20 protein-coding genes and 1 tRNA gene are annotated in these 20239 nt (G+C 64.1%); 16 read left to right on the top strand and 5 right to left on the bottom strand.

Going from position 1 to position 20239, the window contains the following annotated elements; all coding sequences use genetic code 11:
• Positions 1-220: 220 nt before the first annotated feature.
• A complete protein-coding gene (gyrA, locus tag F3H41_RS03415; RefSeq protein ID WP_188129326.1) occupies positions 221-3052 on the top strand; it encodes a DNA gyrase subunit A in 2832 nt (943 codons plus the stop codon).
• 413 nt (positions 3053-3465) lie between these two features.
• On the opposite strand, the gene F3H41_RS21180 is transcribed toward gyrA, so the two are convergent.
• Together F3H41_RS21180 and F3H41_RS21690 are read right to left on the bottom strand one after the other, a co-directional pair.
• Positions 3466-3606 carry a hypothetical protein gene (locus F3H41_RS21180; RefSeq protein ID WP_188129325.1) on the bottom strand — a complete coding sequence of 47 codons (141 nt, stop codon included), beginning with the start codon at positions 3604-3606 and terminating at the stop codon, positions 3466-3468.
• A gap of 16 nt (positions 3607-3622) precedes the next feature.
• On the bottom strand, positions 3623-3745 hold the full coding sequence (locus tag F3H41_RS21690; protein WP_280177030.1) for a hypothetical protein: 123 nt from the start codon (positions 3743-3745) through the stop codon (positions 3623-3625).
• 265 nt (positions 3746-4010) lie between these two features.
• On the opposite strand from F3H41_RS21690, the gene coaD reads away from it, so the two are divergent.
• From coaD to F3H41_RS03350, 13 genes are all read left to right on the top strand, one after another.
• Positions 4011-4499, top strand: a complete 489-nt coding sequence (coaD, locus tag F3H41_RS03410; RefSeq protein ID WP_149737145.1) for a pantetheine-phosphate adenylyltransferase — start codon at positions 4011-4013, stop codon at positions 4497-4499.
• 26 nt (positions 4500-4525) lie between these two features.
• Positions 4526-5089 (top strand): peptidylprolyl isomerase, encoded by a 564-nt coding sequence (locus tag F3H41_RS03405; protein ID WP_149737144.1) that lies wholly within the window; start codon positions 4526-4528, stop codon positions 5087-5089.
• 131 nt (positions 5090-5220) lie between these two features.
• Complete coding sequence (locus tag F3H41_RS03400) at positions 5221-5736, top strand: peptidylprolyl isomerase (RefSeq protein ID WP_149737143.1); 516 nt, start codon at positions 5221-5223, stop codon at positions 5734-5736.
• 122 nt (positions 5737-5858) lie between these two features.
• Positions 5859-6308, top strand: coding sequence for a DMT family transporter (locus F3H41_RS03395; protein ID WP_149737142.1), 450 nt, complete (start codon positions 5859-5861; stop codon positions 6306-6308).
• Positions 6308-7393, top strand: coding sequence for a tRNA preQ1(34) S-adenosylmethionine ribosyltransferase-isomerase QueA (queA, locus tag F3H41_RS03390; protein WP_149737141.1), 1086 nt, complete (start codon positions 6308-6310; stop codon positions 7391-7393). The genes F3H41_RS03395 and queA overlap by 1 nt, the downstream gene beginning before the upstream one ends.
• Entirely contained in the window at positions 7394-8524 is a 1131-nt protein-coding gene (tgt, locus tag F3H41_RS03385; protein ID WP_149737140.1) for a tRNA guanosine(34) transglycosylase Tgt, read from the top strand.
• Between the two features lie 154 nt (positions 8525-8678).
• Positions 8679-9380 (top strand): dTMP kinase, encoded by a 702-nt coding sequence (tmk, locus tag F3H41_RS03380; protein WP_149737139.1) that lies wholly within the window; start codon positions 8679-8681, stop codon positions 9378-9380.
• The gene (locus F3H41_RS03375) at positions 9377-10411 is read left to right on the top strand and encodes a DNA polymerase III subunit delta' (RefSeq protein ID WP_149737138.1); all 1035 of its coding nucleotides are present in this window, start codon (positions 9377-9379) and stop codon (positions 10409-10411) included. Before tmk ends, F3H41_RS03375 begins: the two co-directional genes overlap by 4 nt.
• 118 nt (positions 10412-10529) lie before the next feature.
• On the top strand, positions 10530-12086 hold the full coding sequence (metG, locus tag F3H41_RS03370; protein WP_149737137.1) for a methionine--tRNA ligase: 1557 nt from the start codon (positions 10530-10532) through the stop codon (positions 12084-12086).
• A gap of 17 nt (positions 12087-12103) precedes the next feature.
• A complete protein-coding gene (locus tag F3H41_RS03365; RefSeq protein WP_149737136.1) occupies positions 12104-12886 on the top strand; it encodes a TatD family hydrolase in 783 nt (260 codons plus the stop codon).
• Positions 12887-12890: 4 nt separating this feature from the next.
• A complete protein-coding gene (locus tag F3H41_RS03360) occupies positions 12891-13718 on the top strand; it encodes an MBL fold metallo-hydrolase (protein WP_149737135.1) in 828 nt (275 codons plus the stop codon).
• A 29-nt stretch (positions 13719-13747) separates the two neighbouring features.
• Positions 13748-15535: a chloride channel protein gene (locus F3H41_RS03355; protein ID WP_149737134.1), complete on the top strand. Its 1788-nt coding sequence runs from the start codon at positions 13748-13750 to the stop codon at positions 15533-15535.
• Positions 15536-15722: 187 nt separating this feature from the next.
• Positions 15723-16223 carry a DUF4864 domain-containing protein gene (locus F3H41_RS03350; RefSeq protein WP_149737133.1) on the top strand — a complete coding sequence of 167 codons (501 nt, stop codon included), beginning with the start codon at positions 15723-15725 and terminating at the stop codon, positions 16221-16223.
• Between the two features lie 9 nt (positions 16224-16232).
• On the opposite strand, the gene F3H41_RS03345 is transcribed toward F3H41_RS03350, so the two are convergent.
• Positions 16233-17444, bottom strand: coding sequence for a D-alanyl-D-alanine carboxypeptidase family protein (locus F3H41_RS03345; RefSeq protein WP_149737132.1), 1212 nt, complete (start codon positions 17442-17444; stop codon positions 16233-16235).
• Between the two features lie 156 nt (positions 17445-17600).
• Positions 17601-18611 (bottom strand): septal ring lytic transglycosylase RlpA family protein, encoded by a 1011-nt coding sequence (locus F3H41_RS03340; protein ID WP_244616118.1) that lies wholly within the window; start codon positions 18609-18611, stop codon positions 17601-17603.
• A 330-nt stretch (positions 18612-18941) separates the two neighbouring features.
• On the opposite strand from F3H41_RS03340, the gene F3H41_RS03335 reads away from it, so the two are divergent.
• Positions 18942-19031, top strand: a tRNA-Ser gene (locus tag F3H41_RS03335).
• Positions 19032-19118: 87 nt separating this feature from the next.
• Here the strand turns inward: F3H41_RS03335 and F3H41_RS03330 are convergent.
• Positions 19119-19745: a hypothetical protein gene (locus F3H41_RS03330; RefSeq protein ID WP_149737130.1), complete on the bottom strand. Its 627-nt coding sequence runs from the start codon at positions 19743-19745 to the stop codon at positions 19119-19121.
• Positions 19746-20011: 266 nt separating this feature from the next.
• Between F3H41_RS03330 and F3H41_RS03325 the strand changes: the two genes are divergently transcribed.
• Positions 20012-20239: a helix-turn-helix domain-containing protein gene (locus F3H41_RS03325; protein WP_210246639.1), complete on the top strand. Its 228-nt coding sequence runs from the start codon at positions 20012-20014 to the stop codon at positions 20237-20239.

The following is a 20239-nucleotide window of genomic DNA, read 5'->3' as shown; positions in this document are numbered from 1 at the left end:
CCGTCGAATGAAACGGGCTGATCGGTGTTTGCCGGCGCTTTCCCTTTTGAGGGCCGTTTTCCGCCGGCTTTGGCGGGAGAGGGGGTGAACATCGCCAGATTTGCGGAGATTTGCCGCCAAACGGGCCAAAAGACTGTTCAAAACTGCCGTGGAAATTGGCGCTGCATGGCGCGATCCGCTATAAAAATCCATCTGATTCCAACAGAGATCGTGAACGACATTGACGGACCTCACTCCCCCCGGCGGCGGTAAGACGCCCTCCGGCATCGAACCGATTTCAATCATCGAGGAAATGCAGCGTTCCTATCTCGATTACGCCATGAGCGTGATCGTGTCGCGTGCGCTGCCGGATGTGCGCGACGGCCTGAAGCCCGTGCATCGGCGCATTCTCTACGGCATGTCCGAACTCGGCATCGACTGGAACAAGAAATACGTCAAGTGCGCCCGCGTCACCGGGGACGTGATGGGTAAGTATCACCCACACGGCAACCTCGCCATTTACGACGCGCTGGCCCGCATGGCGCAGGACTGGTCGCTGCGCCTGCCGCTGATCGACGGGCAGGGCAATTTCGGCTCCATCGACGGCGATCCGCCGGCGGCCGAACGCTACACCGAATGCCGCCTCGAAAAGGCCGCCCACGCGCTTCTCGACGACCTTGACAAGGAAACCGTCGATTTCCGCGACAACTATGACGGCACGCTCTCCGAGCCCGTCGTGGTGCCCGCGAAGTTCCCGAACCTGCTCGTCAACGGCGCGGGCGGCATCGCCGTCGGCATGGCGACGAACATTCCGCCGCACAACCTCGTCGAGGTCATCAACGGCTGCATCGCGCTGATCGACAATCCCGGCATCGAACTGCCGGAACTGATGCAGATCATTCCGGGCCCCGACTTCCCGACCGGCGCGCTGATCATGGGCCGCTCCGGCATCCGCCAGGCCTACGAGACCGGCCGCGGCTCGGTCATCATGCGCGGCCGCGCCCATGTCGAGCCGATGCGCAACGATCGCGAGCAGATCATCATCACCGAAGTTCCCTATCAGGTGAACAAGGCGACGATGATCGAGAAGATGGCCGAACTCGTGCGCGAAAAGCGCATCGAGGGCATCTCGGACCTGCGCGACGAAAGCGACCGTCAGGGCTACCGCGTCGTCATCGAGCTGAAGCGCGACGCCAATGCCGACGTCATCCTCAACCAGCTCTACCGCTACACGCCGCTGCAGACGTCGTTCGGCTGCAACATGGTGGCGCTGAACGGGGGCAAGCCGGAGCAGATGACGCTGATCGACATGCTGAAGGCCTTCGTCGCCTTCCGCGAGGATGTCGTCAGCCGCCGGACCAAGTTCCTGCTGCGCAAGGCCCGCGACCGCGCCCACGTCTTGGTCGGCCTCGCCATCGCCGTCGCCAATATCGACGAGATCATCAACCTCATCCGCCGCGCGCCCGATCCGCAGACGGCGCGCGAGCAGTTGATGGAACGCCGCTGGCCGGCCCATGACGTGGAAGCGCTGATCCGTCTCATCGATGATCCGCGCCACACGATCAACGAGGACCTCACCTACAATCTCTCCGAGGAACAGGCGCGCGCCATCCTCGAACTGCGTCTTGCCCGCCTCACGGCCCTCGGCCGCGACGAAATCGGCGACGAGCTCAACAAGATCGGCACCGAGATCGAGGACTATCTCGACATTCTCTCCTCGCGCCTGCGCATCATGACGATCGTCAAGGACGAGCTGACCTCGATCCGCGACGAATTCGGCACACCGCGCCGCTCGGAGATCGTCGAGGGCGGTCCCGACATGGAAGACGAGGATCTGATCGCCCGCGAGGACATGGTCGTCACCGTCTCGCATCTCGGCTACATCAAGCGCGTGCCGCTGACGACCTATCGCGCCCAGCGGCGCGGCGGCAAGGGCCGCTCCGGCATGGCGACGCGCGACGAGGATTTCGTCACGCGCCTCTTCGTCGCCAGCACGCACACGCCGGTGCTGTTCTTCTCCTCGCGCGGCATCGTCTACAAGGAAAAGGTCTGGCGCCTGCCGATCGGCACGCCGCAATCGCGCGGCAAGGCGCTGATCAACATGCTGCCGCTGGAAGCCGGCGAGCGCATCACCACCATCATGCCGCTGCCCGAGGACGAGACGACCTGGGCGAACCTCGACGTGATGTTTGCGACGACCCGCGGCACGGTGCGCCGCAACAAGCTGTCGGACTTCGTGCAGGTGAACCGCAACGGCAAGATCGCCATGAAGCTCGAGGAGGAGGGTGACGAAATCCTCTCCGTCGAGACCTGCAACGGTCCGAACCTCGACCTCAACGAGCCGGGCGACGACGTGCTGCTCACCACCGCGCTTGGCCAGGCGATCCGCTTCCCGGTCGACGAGGTCCGCGTTTTTGCCGGCCGCAACTCGATCGGCGTTCGCGGCATCTCCCTGGCCGAGGGCGACCGGATCATCTCCATGACCATCGTCGGCCATGTCGATGCGGAACCCTGGGAGCGCGCCGCCTATCTGAAGCGCTCGGCGCTGGAGCGTCGCGCTGCCGGTGTGGACGAGGACGAGATTGCCCTCGTTGGCGAAGAGGTGACCGAGGAAGGCCAGCTCTCCGACGAACGCTATGAGGAATTGAAGGCGCGCGAACAGTTCGTGCTGACCGTCTCCGAAAAGGGCTTCGGCAAGCGGTCCTCTTCTTACGACTTCCGCACCTCGGGCCGCGGCGGCAAGGGCATCCGCGCCACCGATACGGCCAAGACCGGCGAAATCGGCGTTCTCGTCGCCGCCTTCCCGATCGAGGACAAGGACCAGATCATGCTCGTCTCCGATGGCGGCCAGCTGATCCGCGTCCCTGTCGCCGGCATCCGCATCGCCAGCCGCGCCACCAAGGGCGTGACGATCTTCTCCACCGCCAAGGACGAAAAGGTCGTCTCCGTCGAGCGCATCAGCGAGCCGGGTGACGAGGAAGAGGTCGAGGGCGTCGAGGCGATCGAGGGCGAGGCCGTGGTTGTGACGGATGCGGCGGAGGGTGACCCTGGTGAGGGGCCTGCAGAGGCGTGATTGAGGGAGAGTCGTCTGGTGGCCGAACAAGGCTTCTGATGTCGTCCCACAAGTCGCGCGGCGTTCTCAGTGTCATCCTCGGGCTTGACCCGAGGATCCACGCGGCAAACGCGACGCACGCGGCTATGGATCCTCGGGTCAAGCCCGAGGATGACGTTGGAATGGGACGCTGCGAAGACCGCGAGCCTCTGAACACCACGCGAAAACTTGGACACCGCGCAAAGAAAAAGCCGGACGGGCAGGGAACCGTCCGGCTTTTCATTTTGCCCGGGAAGCCTTGGCGGTGGCGTCTCCGGGTGAAGCTTCCGACTGGAGGAGGTGTGAGAAGCTTCGACTTTCTTGAACTCTATACTGTCGGGCGCAAAGGTTGACCCCAAATGGGGCATCTTTACGTCACCGAACCTGGAAAGGCATTACACGCTGAAACCCTTGGCGTCTCGACGTTCGCGGATGAGCGCGCGGCGTTCGCGGTGGAGTTCGGCAAGCGTACGGGTGAAGTCGAACAGGAACACGATACTAATCACTGCCGACGCAAGCATCATCGCTGCAGCCATCGGTGTTCTCCTGAAATCAGCGGTCGGCGACCAACCGGTGAGACATCTCGTTACGTGACTCCGCCTTCAGCGCCCGCAAGGTGGCGAACAGCATGACGAAGAACATTCCCATCGAAAGAAGTGCTATCAGCATGGTCATCATCCTTTCTTTCACGCCATTAACGGCCTTGCCCTAGAAATAGTTCCAGCTGTTCTTCGAAAACGCTACCAAACTTGCGGTGACGCTTGCGTGAACTGGATCTTCATATGCCATTCATGTTCGTGACAGGCTGTTTCGTGGGGAACAGGCCGGGAAAGAGCGCGACAAGCGGGCGCCTCGTCTTGCGGCGAAGCGCTGTCCATGACACAAGGGCGCCCAACAGACGGGCGCGAACCGGAACGCAAGACAGGGAGAGCGTGCGGGAATGACGACAGCCTTCTATCCCGGCTCCTTCGATCCTATGACCAATGGTCATCTGGACGTTCTGCAGCAGGCGCTCGCGATCTCGGCGCGGCTTGTCGTCGGCATCGGCGTTCATCCCGGCAAGACACCGCTCTTCACCTTCGAGGCCCGTGCAGCGCTGATCAAGGAAGCCCTGTCCGCCGTGACGGATGCCTCCGGGGTCAGCGTGGTGGCCTTTGACGGGCTCGCCGTCGATGCGGCCCGGGCCCATGGCGCCAGCCTGCTCATCCGCGGGCTTCGCGACGGGACCGATCTCGACTATGAAATGCAGATGGCGGGCATGAACCGGGCCATGGCGCCGGACATCCAGACGGTTTTCCTGCCGGCGGGAACGGCAGTCAGGCCCATTACCGCCACATTGGTCCGCCAGATCGCGGCCATGGGCGGCGATGTCAGCACCTTCGTGCCACCAGCCGTTCTCACCGCGCTTCACAACCACTACCGGCGCTAAGGCGCCGCCATCCGGAGACTTCCCCCATGTTCTTCAAACGCGCCGCCGTTGCCTTCGTCGCCGTCGCCTGCCTTGCCGGCTCTGCCTATGCGCAGGCGAAGGAATATCTGACGATCCAGTTGAAGGACGGCCCGGTGGTCATCGAGCTTCTGCCGGATGTCGCGCCGAAGCATGTCGAGCAGATCAAGGCGCTGGCCGCCGCGGGCGAGTATGACAATGTCGCCTTCCACCGCGTCATCGACGGCTTCATGGCCCAGACCGGCGACGTGCAGCACGGCAAGATCGGCACCAACTACGACGCGGGCTCGGCGGGCACGGGCGGCTCCTCGCGCCCCGACCTTCCGGCCGAATTCTCCAACGTGCCCTTCGAGCGCGGCACGGTCGGCATGGCGCGGTCGCAGGACCCGAACTCCGCCAATTCGCAGTTCTTCATCATGTTCGCGCCGGGTGATTTCCTCAACGGTCAGTACACGGTGGTCGGCAAGGTCGTCGAAGGCATGGAAAACGTCGACAAGATCAAGCGCGGCGACGGCGGCAACGGCGAAGTCAGCGATCCCGACCGCATGGTCAAGGTCACCGTCGGCCGTTAAGCGCCGAAACATTTTCACAAGGCCGCGCCGTTCCGGGGACACAGAACGGATGATCGCGGCTCACCCGGGCGAGGTCCGCTTCGCCCGCCAACCTCCGAGCACATCTCAGAGACCTAACAAGGAGACAGGCCATGGCCGAGATCAAGGATCCGGAAAACACCATCATCATGGAAACGACGAAGGGCCAGGTGGTCATTCAGCTGTTCCCCGAGCTCGCTCCGGGCCATGTGGCACGCATCAAGGAACTGTCGCGCGAAGGCGCCTATGACGGCGTGGTGTTCCACCGCGTCATCGAGGACTTCATGGCCCAGACCGGCGACGTGCAATATGGCAAGACCGGCGGCGCTGCCTTCAATCCGTCGCGCGCCGGCATGGGCGGCTCGGAAAAGCCGGACCTCAAGGCGGAATTCTCCGCAACCCCCCACATCCGCGGCACCTGCTCCATGGCCCGTTCGCAGAACCCGAACTCGGCCAACTCGCAGTTCTTCATCTGCTTCACGGATGCCCCGTGGCTCAACAAGCAGTATTCGGTCTGGGGCCAGGTCATCGAAGGCATGGAAGTGATCGACAAGGTCAAGCGCGGCGAGCCCGTCAAGGACCCCGACACCATCGTCTCCATGAAGGTTGCCGCCGACATCGCGGCCTGATAGACGACACCGACGTTTCAGCGCGGCGCCGCGTCCTTCGCGGGTTCGACATCCAGTCCTGACAGGATCGGGTGTCGACCCCTTGGGGGCGCGGCGTTCGCCGTTTCCCGAAGGATTGGACGATGGCCGTCTTCTTTTCGGCGCTTCTCGCCATCATCGCCGGCGCCTGCATCACCATCCAGGCTCCCGTCAACGCGGCGCTCGCCCGCGGGCTCGGCATGCCGTTTGCGGCGGCCTGCGTCTCGTTCCTGGCCGGCGCCATCGCGCTCGGCATCGCGACCGCCGTCTCCGCGCAGCTTGAGGGACGTTGGCCGGCCTTCTCCGTGCCGCAGCCCTGGCTGTTCGTGGCCGGCGGCCTGCTCGGCACCGTCTATGTCACGACCGCTATTCTTTTGACGCCCCGCATCGGCGCCGCCGCCGTCATGGCGTTTGCCGTCACGGGCCAGTTGATCGCCGGCATTATCGTCGATCGCATCGGCCTGCTTGGCATTGCCGTGCGCGAGATCAGCCTCGGCCGCATAACCGGCGCGCTGCTTCTGATTGCCGGCGCCGTCCTGATCCGGGTGACTTGATGCGCGTCGACCTCTTCGATTTCGATCTGCCGGAAGAACGCATCGCGCTGCGCCCCGCCAATCCGCGCGAAAGCGCCCGTCTGCTCTTGGTGCGCCCGGATGCCGACACCGAACTTGCCGACTTCACCGTCGGCGACCTGCCGAACCTTCTCGAACCCGGCGACGCACTCGTCTTCAATGACACCCGCGTCATTCCCGCCCAGCTCGAAGGGTTCCGGCTGCGGGACGGGGCCGGCGAACAGCCGGTCTCGGCGACGCTGCACATGCGCATCGCCGCCAATGCCTGGAAGGCCTTTGCCAGGCCCGGCAAGCGCATCAAGACCGGCGACCGCATCCGCTTCGGCGGTACGCAGGACGCCGCCTGCCTTGCAGGCCAGCTCGATGCGGCCGTGACGACAAAAGGCGAGGGCGGCGAGGTGACGCTGACCTTCGACCTCTCCGGTCCCGCGCTCGACGAGGCGATCGCCACCGTCGGCCATATTCCGCTGCCGCCCTACATCGCCTCCAAGCGCCCCGAGGATGCCGAGGACCGGCGCGACTACCAGACGATCTATGCCCGCGAGGAGGGCGCCGTCGCGGCGCCCACTGCCGGTCTTCATTTCACGCCGGATCTCTTCGACAAGCTCGCGGCCCGCGGCGTCGAGCGCCATTTCGTGACGCTGCATGTCGGCGCCGGCACCTTCCTGCCGGTCAAGGCCGAGGATACCAACGATCACCGCATGCATGAGGAGATCGGCTATGTCTCCGCCGAGACGGCCGCGGCGCTGAATGCCGTCAAGGCCAGGGGCGGGCGCATCGTTTCGGTCGGCACGACGTCGCTGCGCCTTCTTGAAAGCGCGGCGGCCGAGGACGGCACGATCAGGCCCTGGTCGGGCGCGACCGGCATCTTCATCACGCCGGGCTATCGCTTCCGCACGGCCGATATCCTGATGACCAATTTCCACCTGCCGAAATCGACGCTCTTCATGCTCGTCTCCGCCTTCTCGGGCCTCGAGACGATGCGCGGGGCCTATGCCCACGCGGTCGAGATCGGCTACCGCTTCTATTCCTACGGCGATTCCAGCCTGCTTTTCCGGAAGACCTGAATGACCGAGACCTTCCAGTTCAATCTTCTCGCCACCGATGGGGCAGCGCGCCGCGGCGAGATCACCATGCCGCGCGGCACGATCCGCACGCCGGCCTTCATGCCCGTCGGCACGGTCGGCACGGTGAAAGCCATGTATCTGGATCAGGTGCGCGATCTCGGCGCCGACGTCATTCTCGGCAATACCTACCACCTCATGCTCAGGCCCGGCCCGGAGCGCGTGGCGCGGCTTGGCGGCCTGCACGAGCTGATCCGCTGGCCCTATCCGATCCTCACCGACAGCGGCGGCTTCCAGGTCATGTCGCTGTCCGGTCTCAGGAAGCTCGACGAGCAGGGCGTCACCTTCAAGAGCCATGTGGACGGGGCGCTGCACCACATGTCGCCGGAGCGCTCCATCGAGATCCAGGGCCTGCTCGACAGCGATATCCAGATGCAGCTCGACGAGTGCGTGGCGCTGCCGGCCGAGCCGAAGGAAATCGAGCGCGCCATGGAAATGTCGGTGCGCTGGGCCGAGCGCTGCAAGGTCGCCTTCGGCAACCAGCCGGGCAAGGCCATGTTCGGCATCGTGCAGGGCGGCGATATCCCGGCGTTGCGCGTCAAGTCGGCCGAGGCGCTCTCGGCGCTCGACCTCAAGGGCTATGCCATCGGCGGCCTTGCCGTCGGCGAGCCGCAGCATGTCATGCTCGATATGATCTCGACCACGCTGCCGCACCTGCCCACCCACAAGCCGCGCTATCTGATGGGCGTCGGCACGCCGGACGACCTCCTGAAATCCGTGGCGCGCGGCATCGACATGTTCGACTGCGTGATGCCGACCCGTTCGGGCCGGCATGGCCTCGCCTTCACCCGCCGCGGCCGCGTCAACATCCGCAATGCCCGCCATGCCGAGGATATGCGTCCGCTGGACGAGGAAAGCAGCTGCCCGGCGGCGCGCGATTATTCCCGCGCCTATCTGCACCATCTCGTTCGGGCCAACGAGGCGCTGGGCGGCATGCTGCTGACCTGGAACAATCTTGCCTATTACCAGGACCTCATGCAGGGCATCCGCACCGCGATCGAAAAGGGTCGTTTTGCCGATTTCATGGCCGAAACCCAGGAAGCCTGGGCCAAGGGCGATATCGATCCCGTCTGAGCGCAGAAAATCCGCAAGGAAAAGATGCACCCTGCACCGCTGCCGGGTTATGCTCGGCAGCAGGAAACGAGTCATGTGAAAGAGTTTGCCTTTCCTTGGCCGGTTTCCTTTTGGGAAGGAGATCTTTTTGAAGAGCGCGCGTCGGAGAGGCGAGTTGGGTCACGGATCGGGTTTGTTCGTCACGTTCGAGGGCGGGGAAGGTGCGGGCAAGTCCACCCAGCTCAAGCGCCTCGCCGCGACGCTGCGCGCCCGCGGCCATGACGTCGTGATGACGCGCGAGCCCGGCGGCTCGCCCGGCGCCGAGGCCGTGCGCCACGTTGTTTTGTCGGGCGCGGCGCAGGAGTTCGGCGTGCGCGTCGAGGCCATGCTGTTTGCCGCGGCCCGCAGCGACCATGTCGAACAACTGATCCGACCGGCGCTTTCGCGCGGCTCGGTCGTTCTGTGCGACCGCTTCATGGATTCCTCGCGCGTCTATCAGGGCATCACGGGCAATCTCGACCCGGCCTTTGTCGAAGCGCTGGAGCGGGTGGCGATCAACGGCGTCGTGCCCGATTGCACCATCATCTTCGATCTGCCGGCCGCCCAAGGGCTGGAGCGCGCCCGCAGCCGCGCGGCAGCCGATCAGTCGTCTTCCCCCGTCAGCGGCCAACTCGATCGCTTCGAGATGGAGGAGATCGACACGCATGAGAAGCGCCGCGAGGCCTTTCTCGACATTGCCGCCGCCGAACCCTTGCGCTGCCGCGTGGTGGACGCCGCCCTGCCGGTGGAGACGCTCGCCGCCCGCGTGCTCGATATTGTCGAGCCGCTTCTGCCGACGCTGCGTGGGCAGCAGCGCGAACCGGAAAAGGCCCGATGAGCGAGGACAGTCCCGATCTTCTGGAGGGTGCGGTTTCCCCGGCCCTCAATCCGAACCTGTTCGGCCACGGCGAGGCGGAGGCTTTCCTCGCGGAAGCCTATGCCGGCGGCAAGATGCACCACGCCATCCTGATGGAAGGCCCGCGCGGCATCGGCAAGTCTACGCTCGCCTTCCGCTTCGCCAACCATCTGCTGCGCCACCCCGATCCGGCCCGCGCGCCTCTGGCACTCACGGCGCCCGAACCGGACCATCCCGTCACCCGCCAGATCGCGTCCGGCGCCTCGCATGATCTTCTCCACCTCACCCGTCCGCTGGACGAAAAGGCCGGGCGGCTGAAAAGCGCTATCACAGTCGACGAGATCCGCCGCGCCGGCAAGTTTCTCGGCCAGACCTCGGGCACCGGCAACTGGCGCGTCGTCATCATCGACGCCGCCGACGACATGAACCGCAATGCGGCCAATGCCGTGCTCAAGATCCTCGAGGAGCCGCCGCGCCGCGTGCTGTTCATGCTCGTCTCGCATGCGCCGGGCAAGCTTCTCCCCACCATCCGCTCGCGCTGCATGCCGCTGCCGCTGCGCCCGCTTGCCGAACCCGATCTCGCCGCCGCGCTCGCGGCGCTCGACGTCACGCTTCCCGCCGCCAGCGCCGATCGCGTCCTCGCCGCCGCCGGCGGCAGCGTGGCGGAAGCCTTGAAGCTCATTCATTATGGCGGGCTGGATATCATGGCGGCGCTAGAGAGCATCCTGAAGCCCGGCCCCTCGACGCGGCGCGAGATGCACAAGCTCGCCGATCTCCTCTCTGCCAAGGATGCCGAGACCGTCTTCCTGTTCTTCACCGAGCTCGCCGGCCGGCGGATCGTGGAGGAGGCGAGGGCATCCGCCCTTGCCGGCGATATCGGCCGCGCCGACCGCCTCGCAAGCCTCTCCCAGTCGCTGACGGAAAAGATCGCCATCTCTATCGGCTACAATCTCGACCGCAAGCAGACGGTGCTGCAGATCCTCGACGACATGCGCGGTGCCATGACGGCGTAGGGTGAGGGGCAGGGGCCTTGCGCCCGCATTTATTGCGATCGCGAAGGTTCCTTCCGCCGGTCGGATGGGGTAAGAGCAGCCATCCAGAATATCGTAACGTTGCGAACGAGTTGCCGCCATGGCCGATACCACGCCCTTCTACATCACCACCGCCATCTCCTACCCCAACGGCAAGCCGCATATCGGCCATGCCTACGAGCTGATCGCGACCGACGCGATCGCCCGCTTCCAGCGCCTCGACGGCCGGGACGTGTTCTTCCTGACGGGCACGGACGAGCATGGCCAGAAGATGCAGCAGACGGCCAAGGCCGAAGGCATCACGCCGCTGGAGCTTGCCACGCGCAACTCCAATGAATTCCGCGAGATGGGCCGTGTCCTGAATTCTTCCAACGACGATTTCATCCGCACCACCGAGCCGCGCCACCACGCGACGGTGCAGGAACTGTGGCGCCGCATGGCGAAGGCCGGCGACATCTACAAGGACAGCTATGCCGGCTGGTATTCGGTGCGCGACGAGGCCTATTACCAGGAAGAGGAAACCGAGATGCGCGCCGACGGCGTGCGCTACGGGCCGCAGGGCACGCCGGTCGAGTGGGTCGAGGAGGAAAGCTATTTCTTCCGCCTCTCCAACTATGCCGAAAAGCTGCTGGCCCATTATGAGGCCCACCCTGACTTCATCGGTCCGTCCGAGCGCCGCAACGAGGTCATGTCCTTCGTGAAGTCCGGCCTCAAGGATCTCTCAATCTCGCGCACCACCTTCGACTGGGGCATTCCGGTGCCGGATGATCCCAAGCACGTCATGTATGTCTGGGTCGATGCGCTCACCAACTACATCACCGCCACCGGCTATGTCGAAGACGAAAACGGTCCGCGCGCGAAGTACTGGCCGGCCGACATGCACATCATCGGCAAGGACATCATCCGCTTTCACGCCGTCTACTGGCCGGCCTTCCTGATGTCGGCGGGCCTGCCGCTGCCCAGGCGCGTCTACGCCCACGGCTTCCTGCTCAACAAGGGCGAGAAGATGTCGAAGTCGCTCGGCAACGTGGTCGACCCGGTCAATCTCGTCACCCATTTCGGGCTCGATCCGGTGCGCTACTTCTTCCTGCGCGAAGTCTCCTTCGGGCAGGATGGCAGCTATTCGGAAGAGGCGATCGCCACCCGCATCAATGCGGACCTTGCCAACGGCATCGGCAATCTCGCCAGCCGCTCGCTGTCGATGATCGTCAAGAACTGCGAGGGCGCGATCCCGACGCCGGGCGCCTTCACGGAAGAGGACACGGCCATGCTCGCCTCCGCCGATGGTCTGCTCGCCATCTGCCGCGAGGAATTCTCGAAGCAGGCGATCCAGAAGGCCGTCGCCGCCATCATCGCCGTCGTCTCGGAAGCCGATCGCTATTTTGCGGGCCAGGAGCCCTGGGCGCTGAAGAAGACCGATCCGGCCCGCATGGGCACCGTGCTTTACGTCACGGCGGAAGTCGTGCGCCAGATCGCCATTTTGCTCCAGCCGATCACGCCGGCGTCGGCCGAAAAGCTGCTCGACCTCGTCGCCGCACCGGCCGACCAGCGCAGCTTCGCAGCGCTCGGTGACGCCGGCCGTCTCGTCGCGGGGACGCCGCTGGAAGCACCGAAGCCGGTCTTCCCGCGTTATGTCCCGCCGGTCGATCCGGCCTGATCGGAGCGGCCGTCGCAATGCTGATCGATACCCACTGCCATCTGGATTTCGCCGACTTCGACGCCGAGCGTGACGATCTCGTCGCGCGTGCGCAGGCTGCCGGCGTCGCCCAGATGGTGACGATCTCCACCCGCGTGCGGCGGCTCGACACCCTGCTGGCGCTCGCGGACCGATATCCGAACGTCTTCTGCTCGGTCGGTACGCATCCCAACAATGCCAACGAGGAACTCGACGTCACCGCCGACGACCTCGTGCGGCTGGCCGGTTCCCATCCGAAGATCGTCGCGATCGGCGAGGCGGGCCTCGACTATTTCTACGACACGCAAACGCCCGCCGACCAGAAGACCGGGCTTTTGCGCCACATCGAGGCCGCCCGCATCACCGGCCTGCCGCTCGTCATCCACAGCCGGTCGGCGGACGACGACATGGCCGCGATCCTGAGGCAAGAAAGCGGGAAGGGGGCCTTCCCCTTCATCCTGCACTGCTTCTCCTCGGGTCAGGCGCTTGCCGATACCGGCGTGGCGCTCGGCGGCTACGTCTCCTTCTCCGGCATCCTCACCTTCCCGAAATCGGAGGATCTGCGCGCCATTGCCGCCACGGTTCCGCTCGACCGACTGCTGGTCGAGACCGACGCGCCCTATCTTGCGCCGAAGCGCTGGCGCGGCAAGCGCAACGAGCCCTCCTATGTCGTCAACACGGCCGAGGTTCTGGCCGAGGTGAAGGGCGTCTCCTACGAGGAGATGGCCCGGATCACGACCGAAAACGCTTTCCGCTGCTTCTCCCGGATGCCGAGGATCTGACGCCATGGCGGTCGGCCAAGTCTTCACCATCCTCGGCTGCGGCTCGTCTCCCGGCGTGCCCCGCATCAATGGGGACTGGGGCGCCTGCAATCCGGACAATCCGAAGAACCGCCGTCTGCGCGCCGCGCTCCTGATCGAGCAGATCGGCGAGGATGGCGGCAAGACCGTCATCGTCGTCGATACCGGGCCGGATTTTCGCGAACAGATGATCGCCTCCAGCGTCGATCACATCGACGCCGTGCTCTACACCCACAGCCATGCCGACCACCTGCACGGCATCGACGACCTGCGCGGCTATTTCATCTCGTCCCGAAAACCCGTGCCGATCTTCGCGGATGCCTTCACCATGGAGCGCATCGCCGAAGGCTTCCGCTATTGCCTGCATGCGCTGCCGGGCAGCGGCTACCCGCCGATCGTTGCCGCCAACATCATTCCGGCCACTCTACCATCCATCGTCGTCTCCGGCGCCGGCGGCGACATCACCGTCGTGCCACACCTGCAGCAGCACGGGGCCATCCACTCGCTCGGCTTCCGCATCGGCGATTTCGCCTATTGCACAGATGTCAGCGACTTTCCGGCAGAGACTCTGGCGAAGCTTCAGGGCCTCGACACGCTTGTCATCGATACGCTGCAATATCATCCGCATCCGAGCCATCTGTCGCTCGAACAGGCGCTTGCCTGGATCGAACGGATCGGCCCGCGCCGCGCCATTCTCACCCACATGCACACGCCGCTCGACTACGACACCGTCATGGCATCCACGCCCGTCCACGTGGAGCCCGCCTATGACAGGATGCGCATCGAAGTCAGCGGCATCAGCGCCACGGCATAATCGGGCCTGACGGCCGAGCGGAAAGCACCATGCTGCAAAAGCCTTTCCAGTCGCCGACCTTCCGGAGCTTTCTCGACAATATCGGCAAGGGCCGGCTCGTCGCCCAGCTCAGGCGCGGCGAGCTCGCGCTCATTCTCCTGTCCTTCGCCTGCGGCACGATCGCCGGTCTTGCCGTCGCGCTGATCAGTTTTTCAAGCCGCCTCCTGCATGCCGTCGTGTTCGGCGTCGAGGGATCGCTGAGCGGCAGCGCGATCGAAGGTCCGCTCGTCGTCATCGGCCCGGTCATCGGCGGCATGCTGATGGGCGCCATTGCGCTCGCGCTCGCTCGCTGGCGCAAGAAGCCGATGCGCGATCCCATCGAGGCCAATGCACTTTATGGCGGGCGCCTGTCGCTCACGGACAGTCTGATCGTCTGCGTGCAGAACGTCATTTCGAACGGTTTTGGCGCTTCGGTCGGGCTGGAGGCCGGTTACACGCAGGTGGCTTCGGCCATTGCCTCGAAGATCGGATCGATCATCAAGCTGAGGCGAGGGGACATGCGCATCCTTGTCGGCTGCGGCGCCGCCGGTGCCATTTCGGCGGCCTTCGATGCACCGCTGACTGCCGCCTTCTACGCCATCGAGCTGATCATCGGCACCTATACGGTCATGACGCTGGCGCCCGTCGTCGTCTCGGCGCTCGCCGCAAAGCTCGTGATCGATGCCATCGGCGCCAAGGGTCTGACGATCACACTCGGCGAGATCGGAGCGCTGACGCAGTCGGATTACGGGCCGGCGATCCTTCTCGGGCTCGTCTCGGCCGGCCTCGGCATTCTTCTCATGCAGGGCGTGTCCTCGGTGGAGATGCTGGCGCGGAAAAGCCGGATTCCGGCAGCGGTCCGGCCCATCATCGGCGGTCTTCTCGTCGGGCTGCTGGCGCTCCTTTCGCCGCAGGTTCTCTCAGGCGGGCATGGCGCGCTGCACATCAACATGGAGGCCTCGGCCAGCCTTGCGGCGCTTGCCGGGCTGCTGGCGATGAAGGCGGCGGCGAGCGCCATTTCCCTTGGCTCCGGGTTTCGCGGCGGCCTGTTCTTCGCCTCGCTCCTGATGGGTGCCCTGGTCGGCAAGATCTTCGCGATCCTTCTCGGCGCCATCGATCCCGCCGCGCTTCTGCCGCAGCAGATCTACGCCGTGATCGGCATGAGCGCCTTTGCCGCCGCCGTCATCGGCGGCCCCTTGGCGATGACGTTCCTTGCGCTGGAAATGACCGGCGACTTCCAGATCACGCTTCTCGTCCTTGCCGCCGTCATCGCGACCTCGCTGACGGTGCGCGTCGTATTCGGCTATTCCTTCGCCACCTGGCGTTTCCATCTGCGCGGCGAAACGATCCGCAGCGCCCACGATGTCGGCTGGGTGCGCGATCTCACCGTCGACCGGCTGATGCGTGCGGATGTGCGCACGGCCAGCCGCGATCTCAGCCTCGATGCCTTCCGCAGCCAGTTTCCGCTCGGCTCCACGCAGCGCGTCGTCATGGTGGATGGCGATGGCCGATACTGCGGCCTGATCCTCGTACCCGACGTCTACGCCGATCCCATCGACCGTCCGGACGCCGATCCGTCGCTCGACCGGTTCCTGATCCACACCGACGACATGCTGCTCGCCAGCATGAACATCAAGGAAGCCACCGCCATCTTCGAACGCACCCAGAGCGAAGCGCTCGCCGTCGTCGACACGAGAACCACCCGGCGGCCGATCGGTCTATTGACCGAAAGCCACACGCTGCGACGCTACAGCGAAGAACTCGACCAGCACCGCCGGGAAGTGTCCGGAGAGATCTGAGGGCGCAGCAACGACACCTCAGGGGCCCAAAGCTGCATAAGTTTGTTCCATAATCTATGTTATCTGACTTATGTTTGTAGCCGGGTACATTCTATTTTCAAATGCAACGCTTCTGATCCAGCACGGCCCAGGCAGCGTACCGTTTGCATCCGCGTCTTTGGTCGACGCTCCCTGTCGCGAGGTTCCCATGCATCCGTCCCGGCATTCCCGCCCACTGCACCGCGCTCGTGCCATCGCCGTGGCCCGGCCAGCGGCCCATCGCCGCCTGGTGCTGCTCGTCGGTACCGGCATCCTCCTGACGCTCTTCGCGCTCCTCTGCGCCCCGCGCGCCTTCGCCGGGCCGGTCGAGGATGGGCAGAAGATCATTGCCGCGCAGGTGCAGGCTTTCCTCGATGACGATGCCGACACCGCCTATGGCTTTGCCTCGCCGGCGATCCGGACGCTCTATCCGGACAAGGACCGCTTCTTCGCCATGGTCAAGCGCGGTTATGGTCCGGTCTATCGGCCCGACAATTTCAGCTTCGGCCGCTCCAAGGTCGATGGCGACAGCATCATCCAGGAAGTGCTGATCAAGGGTCCCGACGGCAAGGACTGGACAGCGCTCTATCAGCTGCTGCGCCAGCCGGATGGCAGCCTGAAGATCAACGGCGTGCAGATGCTGACGGGTGTCGCCGGCGCGCCGATCTGACCGCATGTCCTACAGCCAGAACAACACCAGTTCCTTCAGCGCGTCGAGCGAGCGGTCGGTCAGCGTTCCCACGCCAATGTCGGCATTGGTCATCAGCGGTACGGAGCGCAGTTCCCGCTCGCCGAGAAAGACCTTGAGGTCGCCGACGGGTTGGCCGGCCTTGACGGGCGCCGGCAAGGGCCAGCGATAGACGACGCGGCCGGACAGCCGCTCATTGGTCTCCTGCGGCACCAGCACCTCGACGGGCGCGGCAGTGACAAGCGGTACGGTGCCCGCAGCGCCGCCATAGACGGAGGCCTCCGCCACGGTCTCGCCCGCGTCGAAGAGCTGGCGCTTGGTGAAGGCGGTCAGCGACCATTCGAGCAGACGCTTGGCCTCCTCCACCCGCTCCTTCTCGCTGGCAAGGCCGCCGATCGCCAGATGCACCCGTCGCCCCGCCCGCGCCACGGATGCGACCGCCGAAAAGCCGTAGCCTTCGGCAAAACCCATGGCGAGGCCGTCGACGCCGGGGATGGCTGCGATCAGCGCGTTCTTGTTGCGCTGGCGGATCTTGTTCCACTCGAAATCGGCAAGCGCGTAGAGCGGATAGCGCTCCGGATAGGCCGTCTGCAGATGGGCGGCGAGCATGACGAGGTCGCGCGGGCTGATGCGATTTCCGGGGTTCGGCAGGCCTGTCGGATTGGCAAAGGTGGCACTCTTGAGGCCGAGCGTTTGCGCCCGCGCATTCATCTTCGCGGCAAAGGCCGCCTCGCCCGCCGGCCCGCCGGTTGCCGTCATGCCCTCCGCGAGAATGAGGCAGGCATCATTGGCGAGATCGACGATCATGCCCTTCAGCAGATCGAGAACGGCGACTTCGGATTTCAGCGCAGCGAACATCGTCGCCGTGCCGGCCGGCGCGCCGCCGGTGCGCCAGGCATGTTCGGACACGCTGTAGGCGGTCGTCTCGCTGATCTCGCCGCGCTTCAGCGCATCGAAGACGACCTCGGCCGTCATCAGCTTGGTGAGGGACGCCGGCGGAAGCGGCGCATCGGCATTGAGGGAAAAGAGCACCGTTCCCGTTTCGGCATCCACCATGTGGACCGCCTTGGCCTTGGTCTCGATGCCGGCGGCGCGTGCCGGCGCCGATCCGGCCATGAGGGCGGCCGGCGGCAGGAGGCCGAGCACCGCCAGGCGCGAAAATCCCAGCAGGCGGCGGCGGGAAACGGAAAAAGGATCGGTCATCGGGCAAGGCTTTCCGGCGGCCGCAGCATGTGAGGCGTCGCGGCACCTGATCATCGTGACCGATTCATCGGCCCATGGCGAGAGCTGGGGCGAGAGCGGGAGCAAGGGTGCCCACGCGAACCGCCCTCACCGCATCCTGTCTACCCGCGCCGGCCCCTAGCGCGAGGCCCGCTGGGCGTGGGCGCGGATCGCGTCTTCGGTCAGCGGCGCCTGCCGGCCGAGCACGAGGTCGAAGGGCGACGGCCCCTCGCCCACCTGGACCTCCAGGTAGGCCGAAGCATAGGAGATGCCGGCGCCATTGCCGGGCCGTTCGCGCGGGATCGGGCCGATGGCGGGCAGTGCGGCAAAGCCGTCGGCGCCGGAGAAGACCGCGTTCGGGAAGGATGCGCCTTCCGCTTCGGCGAGCGCCGTCACCGGCACGCCGCTGTCGAGGTTGGATTTCTTCGGGATGACCAGCGTGCCGAGATTGCCGGAGGATGCGTCGCGGGCGACCCGCGCCTGGAAGCTGGCCGGCTCGTTGGAGGCGACCATCACGCCGCTGGCGATCTGGCCCTCGGGGTTGATGCCGGGAACGCGGCTGCCCTTGGGCACGTAGGAGGCCATGAGATAGGGCATGTCGTTGCCCTCGAGCGGCGCACGACCGATATAGTCGACCTTCACCTTGGCGGTACCCTTGCGCTTCATGTCCAGAAGATCGGCGGTCTTGGAGGAGACGTCGATGATGCGACCATATTCATACGGTCCCCGATCATTCACCCGAACGATGACCGATGTACCATTCTCGGTATTGGTGACGCGGGCATAGCTCGGCAGAGGGAAGGTCGGATGGGCGGCGGAAAGATGATACTTGTCGTAGACTTCGCCGTTCGCGGTCAGGCGGCCGTGGAAGGCGGCGCCGTACCAGGAGGACATGCCGACCTTGCTGTAGCCGGGCTCTTCCTTCGGCGTGTACCACTTTCCCTTGACCTGGTAGGGCTTGCCGGTCTGGAAGCGGCCACCGCCCTTGGGGATGTTCTTGCCTTCCGCCACACGCGGGCTCGCCTTCACGCCGTAGACGGATTCGGCGAAATATTCCTTCGGACGCTGCTTCTTTTCGGTCTGCGTCGTTTCGGTGGTCTTGCAGGCCGCAAGGCCGATGCACAGGATGGCAAGCGTTCCAAGCTTCATTCCCGTCGCGGCGGAAAGGCCGAGCCGAGCCGTGAGGCGAAGCGCTGCCACCTGCGCATCCGTCGTCATCATCATCTGTCCCATAAAAGTCCCGTCGTCCGCCAAGGCAAACCGCCCGTCGCCCCGGACCCCCGTCCGAGCGATGAACCCGCCGCCGCAAGTCATGGCCTCTACGTTCATGACAGGAACGTGGCCAAAATGCGAAACAAGCCTGTGCCGGAACGGAACAGTTTTGCGACATGGTTAATGGTTGGTTTCGATGCCTTTTTCACCCGCCCTGCCCGCCCCACCTTGCCAAGCGCCCCGCTTCACGCAATAAGGCTTCTCACCGGATGGGTGGCCGAGCGGTTTAAGGCACCGGTCTTGAAAACCGGCGTAGGTGAGAGCCTACCGTGGGTTCGAATCCCACCCCATCCGCCAAAGGCCTAGATTTAAGCGATTGATATTGCTGTTAAATCTTGATTTCGAAGCCAAGCGGCTCGATTTTATTCCACAAAAAATCCACATCTAGGGCCGGACCGGCAGCCTTTCCCTGAGTAGGGTCACGCAATTTCTAGGATTCGCCCGAGAGAGTAGCGATCTGAAACGCTCTGACACTCTCTCCTCAAATGCAGCTATACGAAAGAGTTGATCAGCCAAGGTGGCGGCGGCCTGTTTGTGGTTTGCCATCACTCGCTCAAGCGAAGGCGTCGCGGCATCCTTCTTTATGGCCGCACAAATGGCTTCAAAAATGTCGAGCGAAGAAGCATCCCCCTTCAGGTCTTTCAAAACCCAGCCTTGCTCCTTTTGGTGATTGACCACACTAAACGACGATGCAAGCTGATCAGCCAACTCGTCCAAGAGGCTAAGCAACTGATCATCATATCTGGACTTTAGGACTGCCTCCTGCGCCCTGCGGGCCTCCCTCATCTGGAAGGCAATCTGCGCCAGCAAAAGCAGGAATGCCGCAGGCGCAAACATCCCCGCAAGGTAGTCACCCAATTCGTTCGCCTGAAGACAAGATATCCTTGTCTGAAACCAAAATGAAATGCCGCTACCTACGGCATCGACACCACCGCAAGGCGCTACCACGCTAGACAGCCCCAAGGTCAGCAGAATCCAGATCGCAGCCAATAAGAACAAAAACCAGATCATAGCGCCCGCCCCCATGAGGATTGGGAGACCTACCACAACTTCAAGGCATAAAAAAACCGCCCTAGCGGCGGCTGCATCTGATCACGGATTGTAACATTCGTTAACAATAAATTACTTGACTTTAGACCCTATTTTGTGGTAGATGTCGTCTTGCGTATTCTGCTGTTTTTGCAAGACGCATTTCGACCTTTGATTTATGTTGTCAATCTACACGAAAACGACACTTGGTCAAGGGGAATATCAAACAAAATTCGCGGAGATCGCGATTGAAAACACAAGGTACTGAAAACATGCACAAATTTGATAATCCGAATGCACTGCTCACACTTGAGGAAGTTGCCGAATATGTCGGTTGCGCCCGTTCAACGGTCTACCGGCTGGTAGCGGAAGGCGAACTTCCTCGCTTTTTCAAGATCGGCAAAATCAATTTCATGCGCGTGGCGACGTTGCGCACATTCATTGAAAAACGAGAGCAAAGCGCCCTCGCCGCTTAG

The sequence above is a fragment of the Rhizobium sp. RU20A genome (assembly GCF_900155885.1).
Taxonomy (GTDB): domain Bacteria; phylum Pseudomonadota; class Alphaproteobacteria; order Rhizobiales; family Rhizobiaceae; genus RU20A.
Note: the sequence above shows the minus strand (reverse complement) of the source record. Positions and strands in the feature narration are given on the sequence as shown.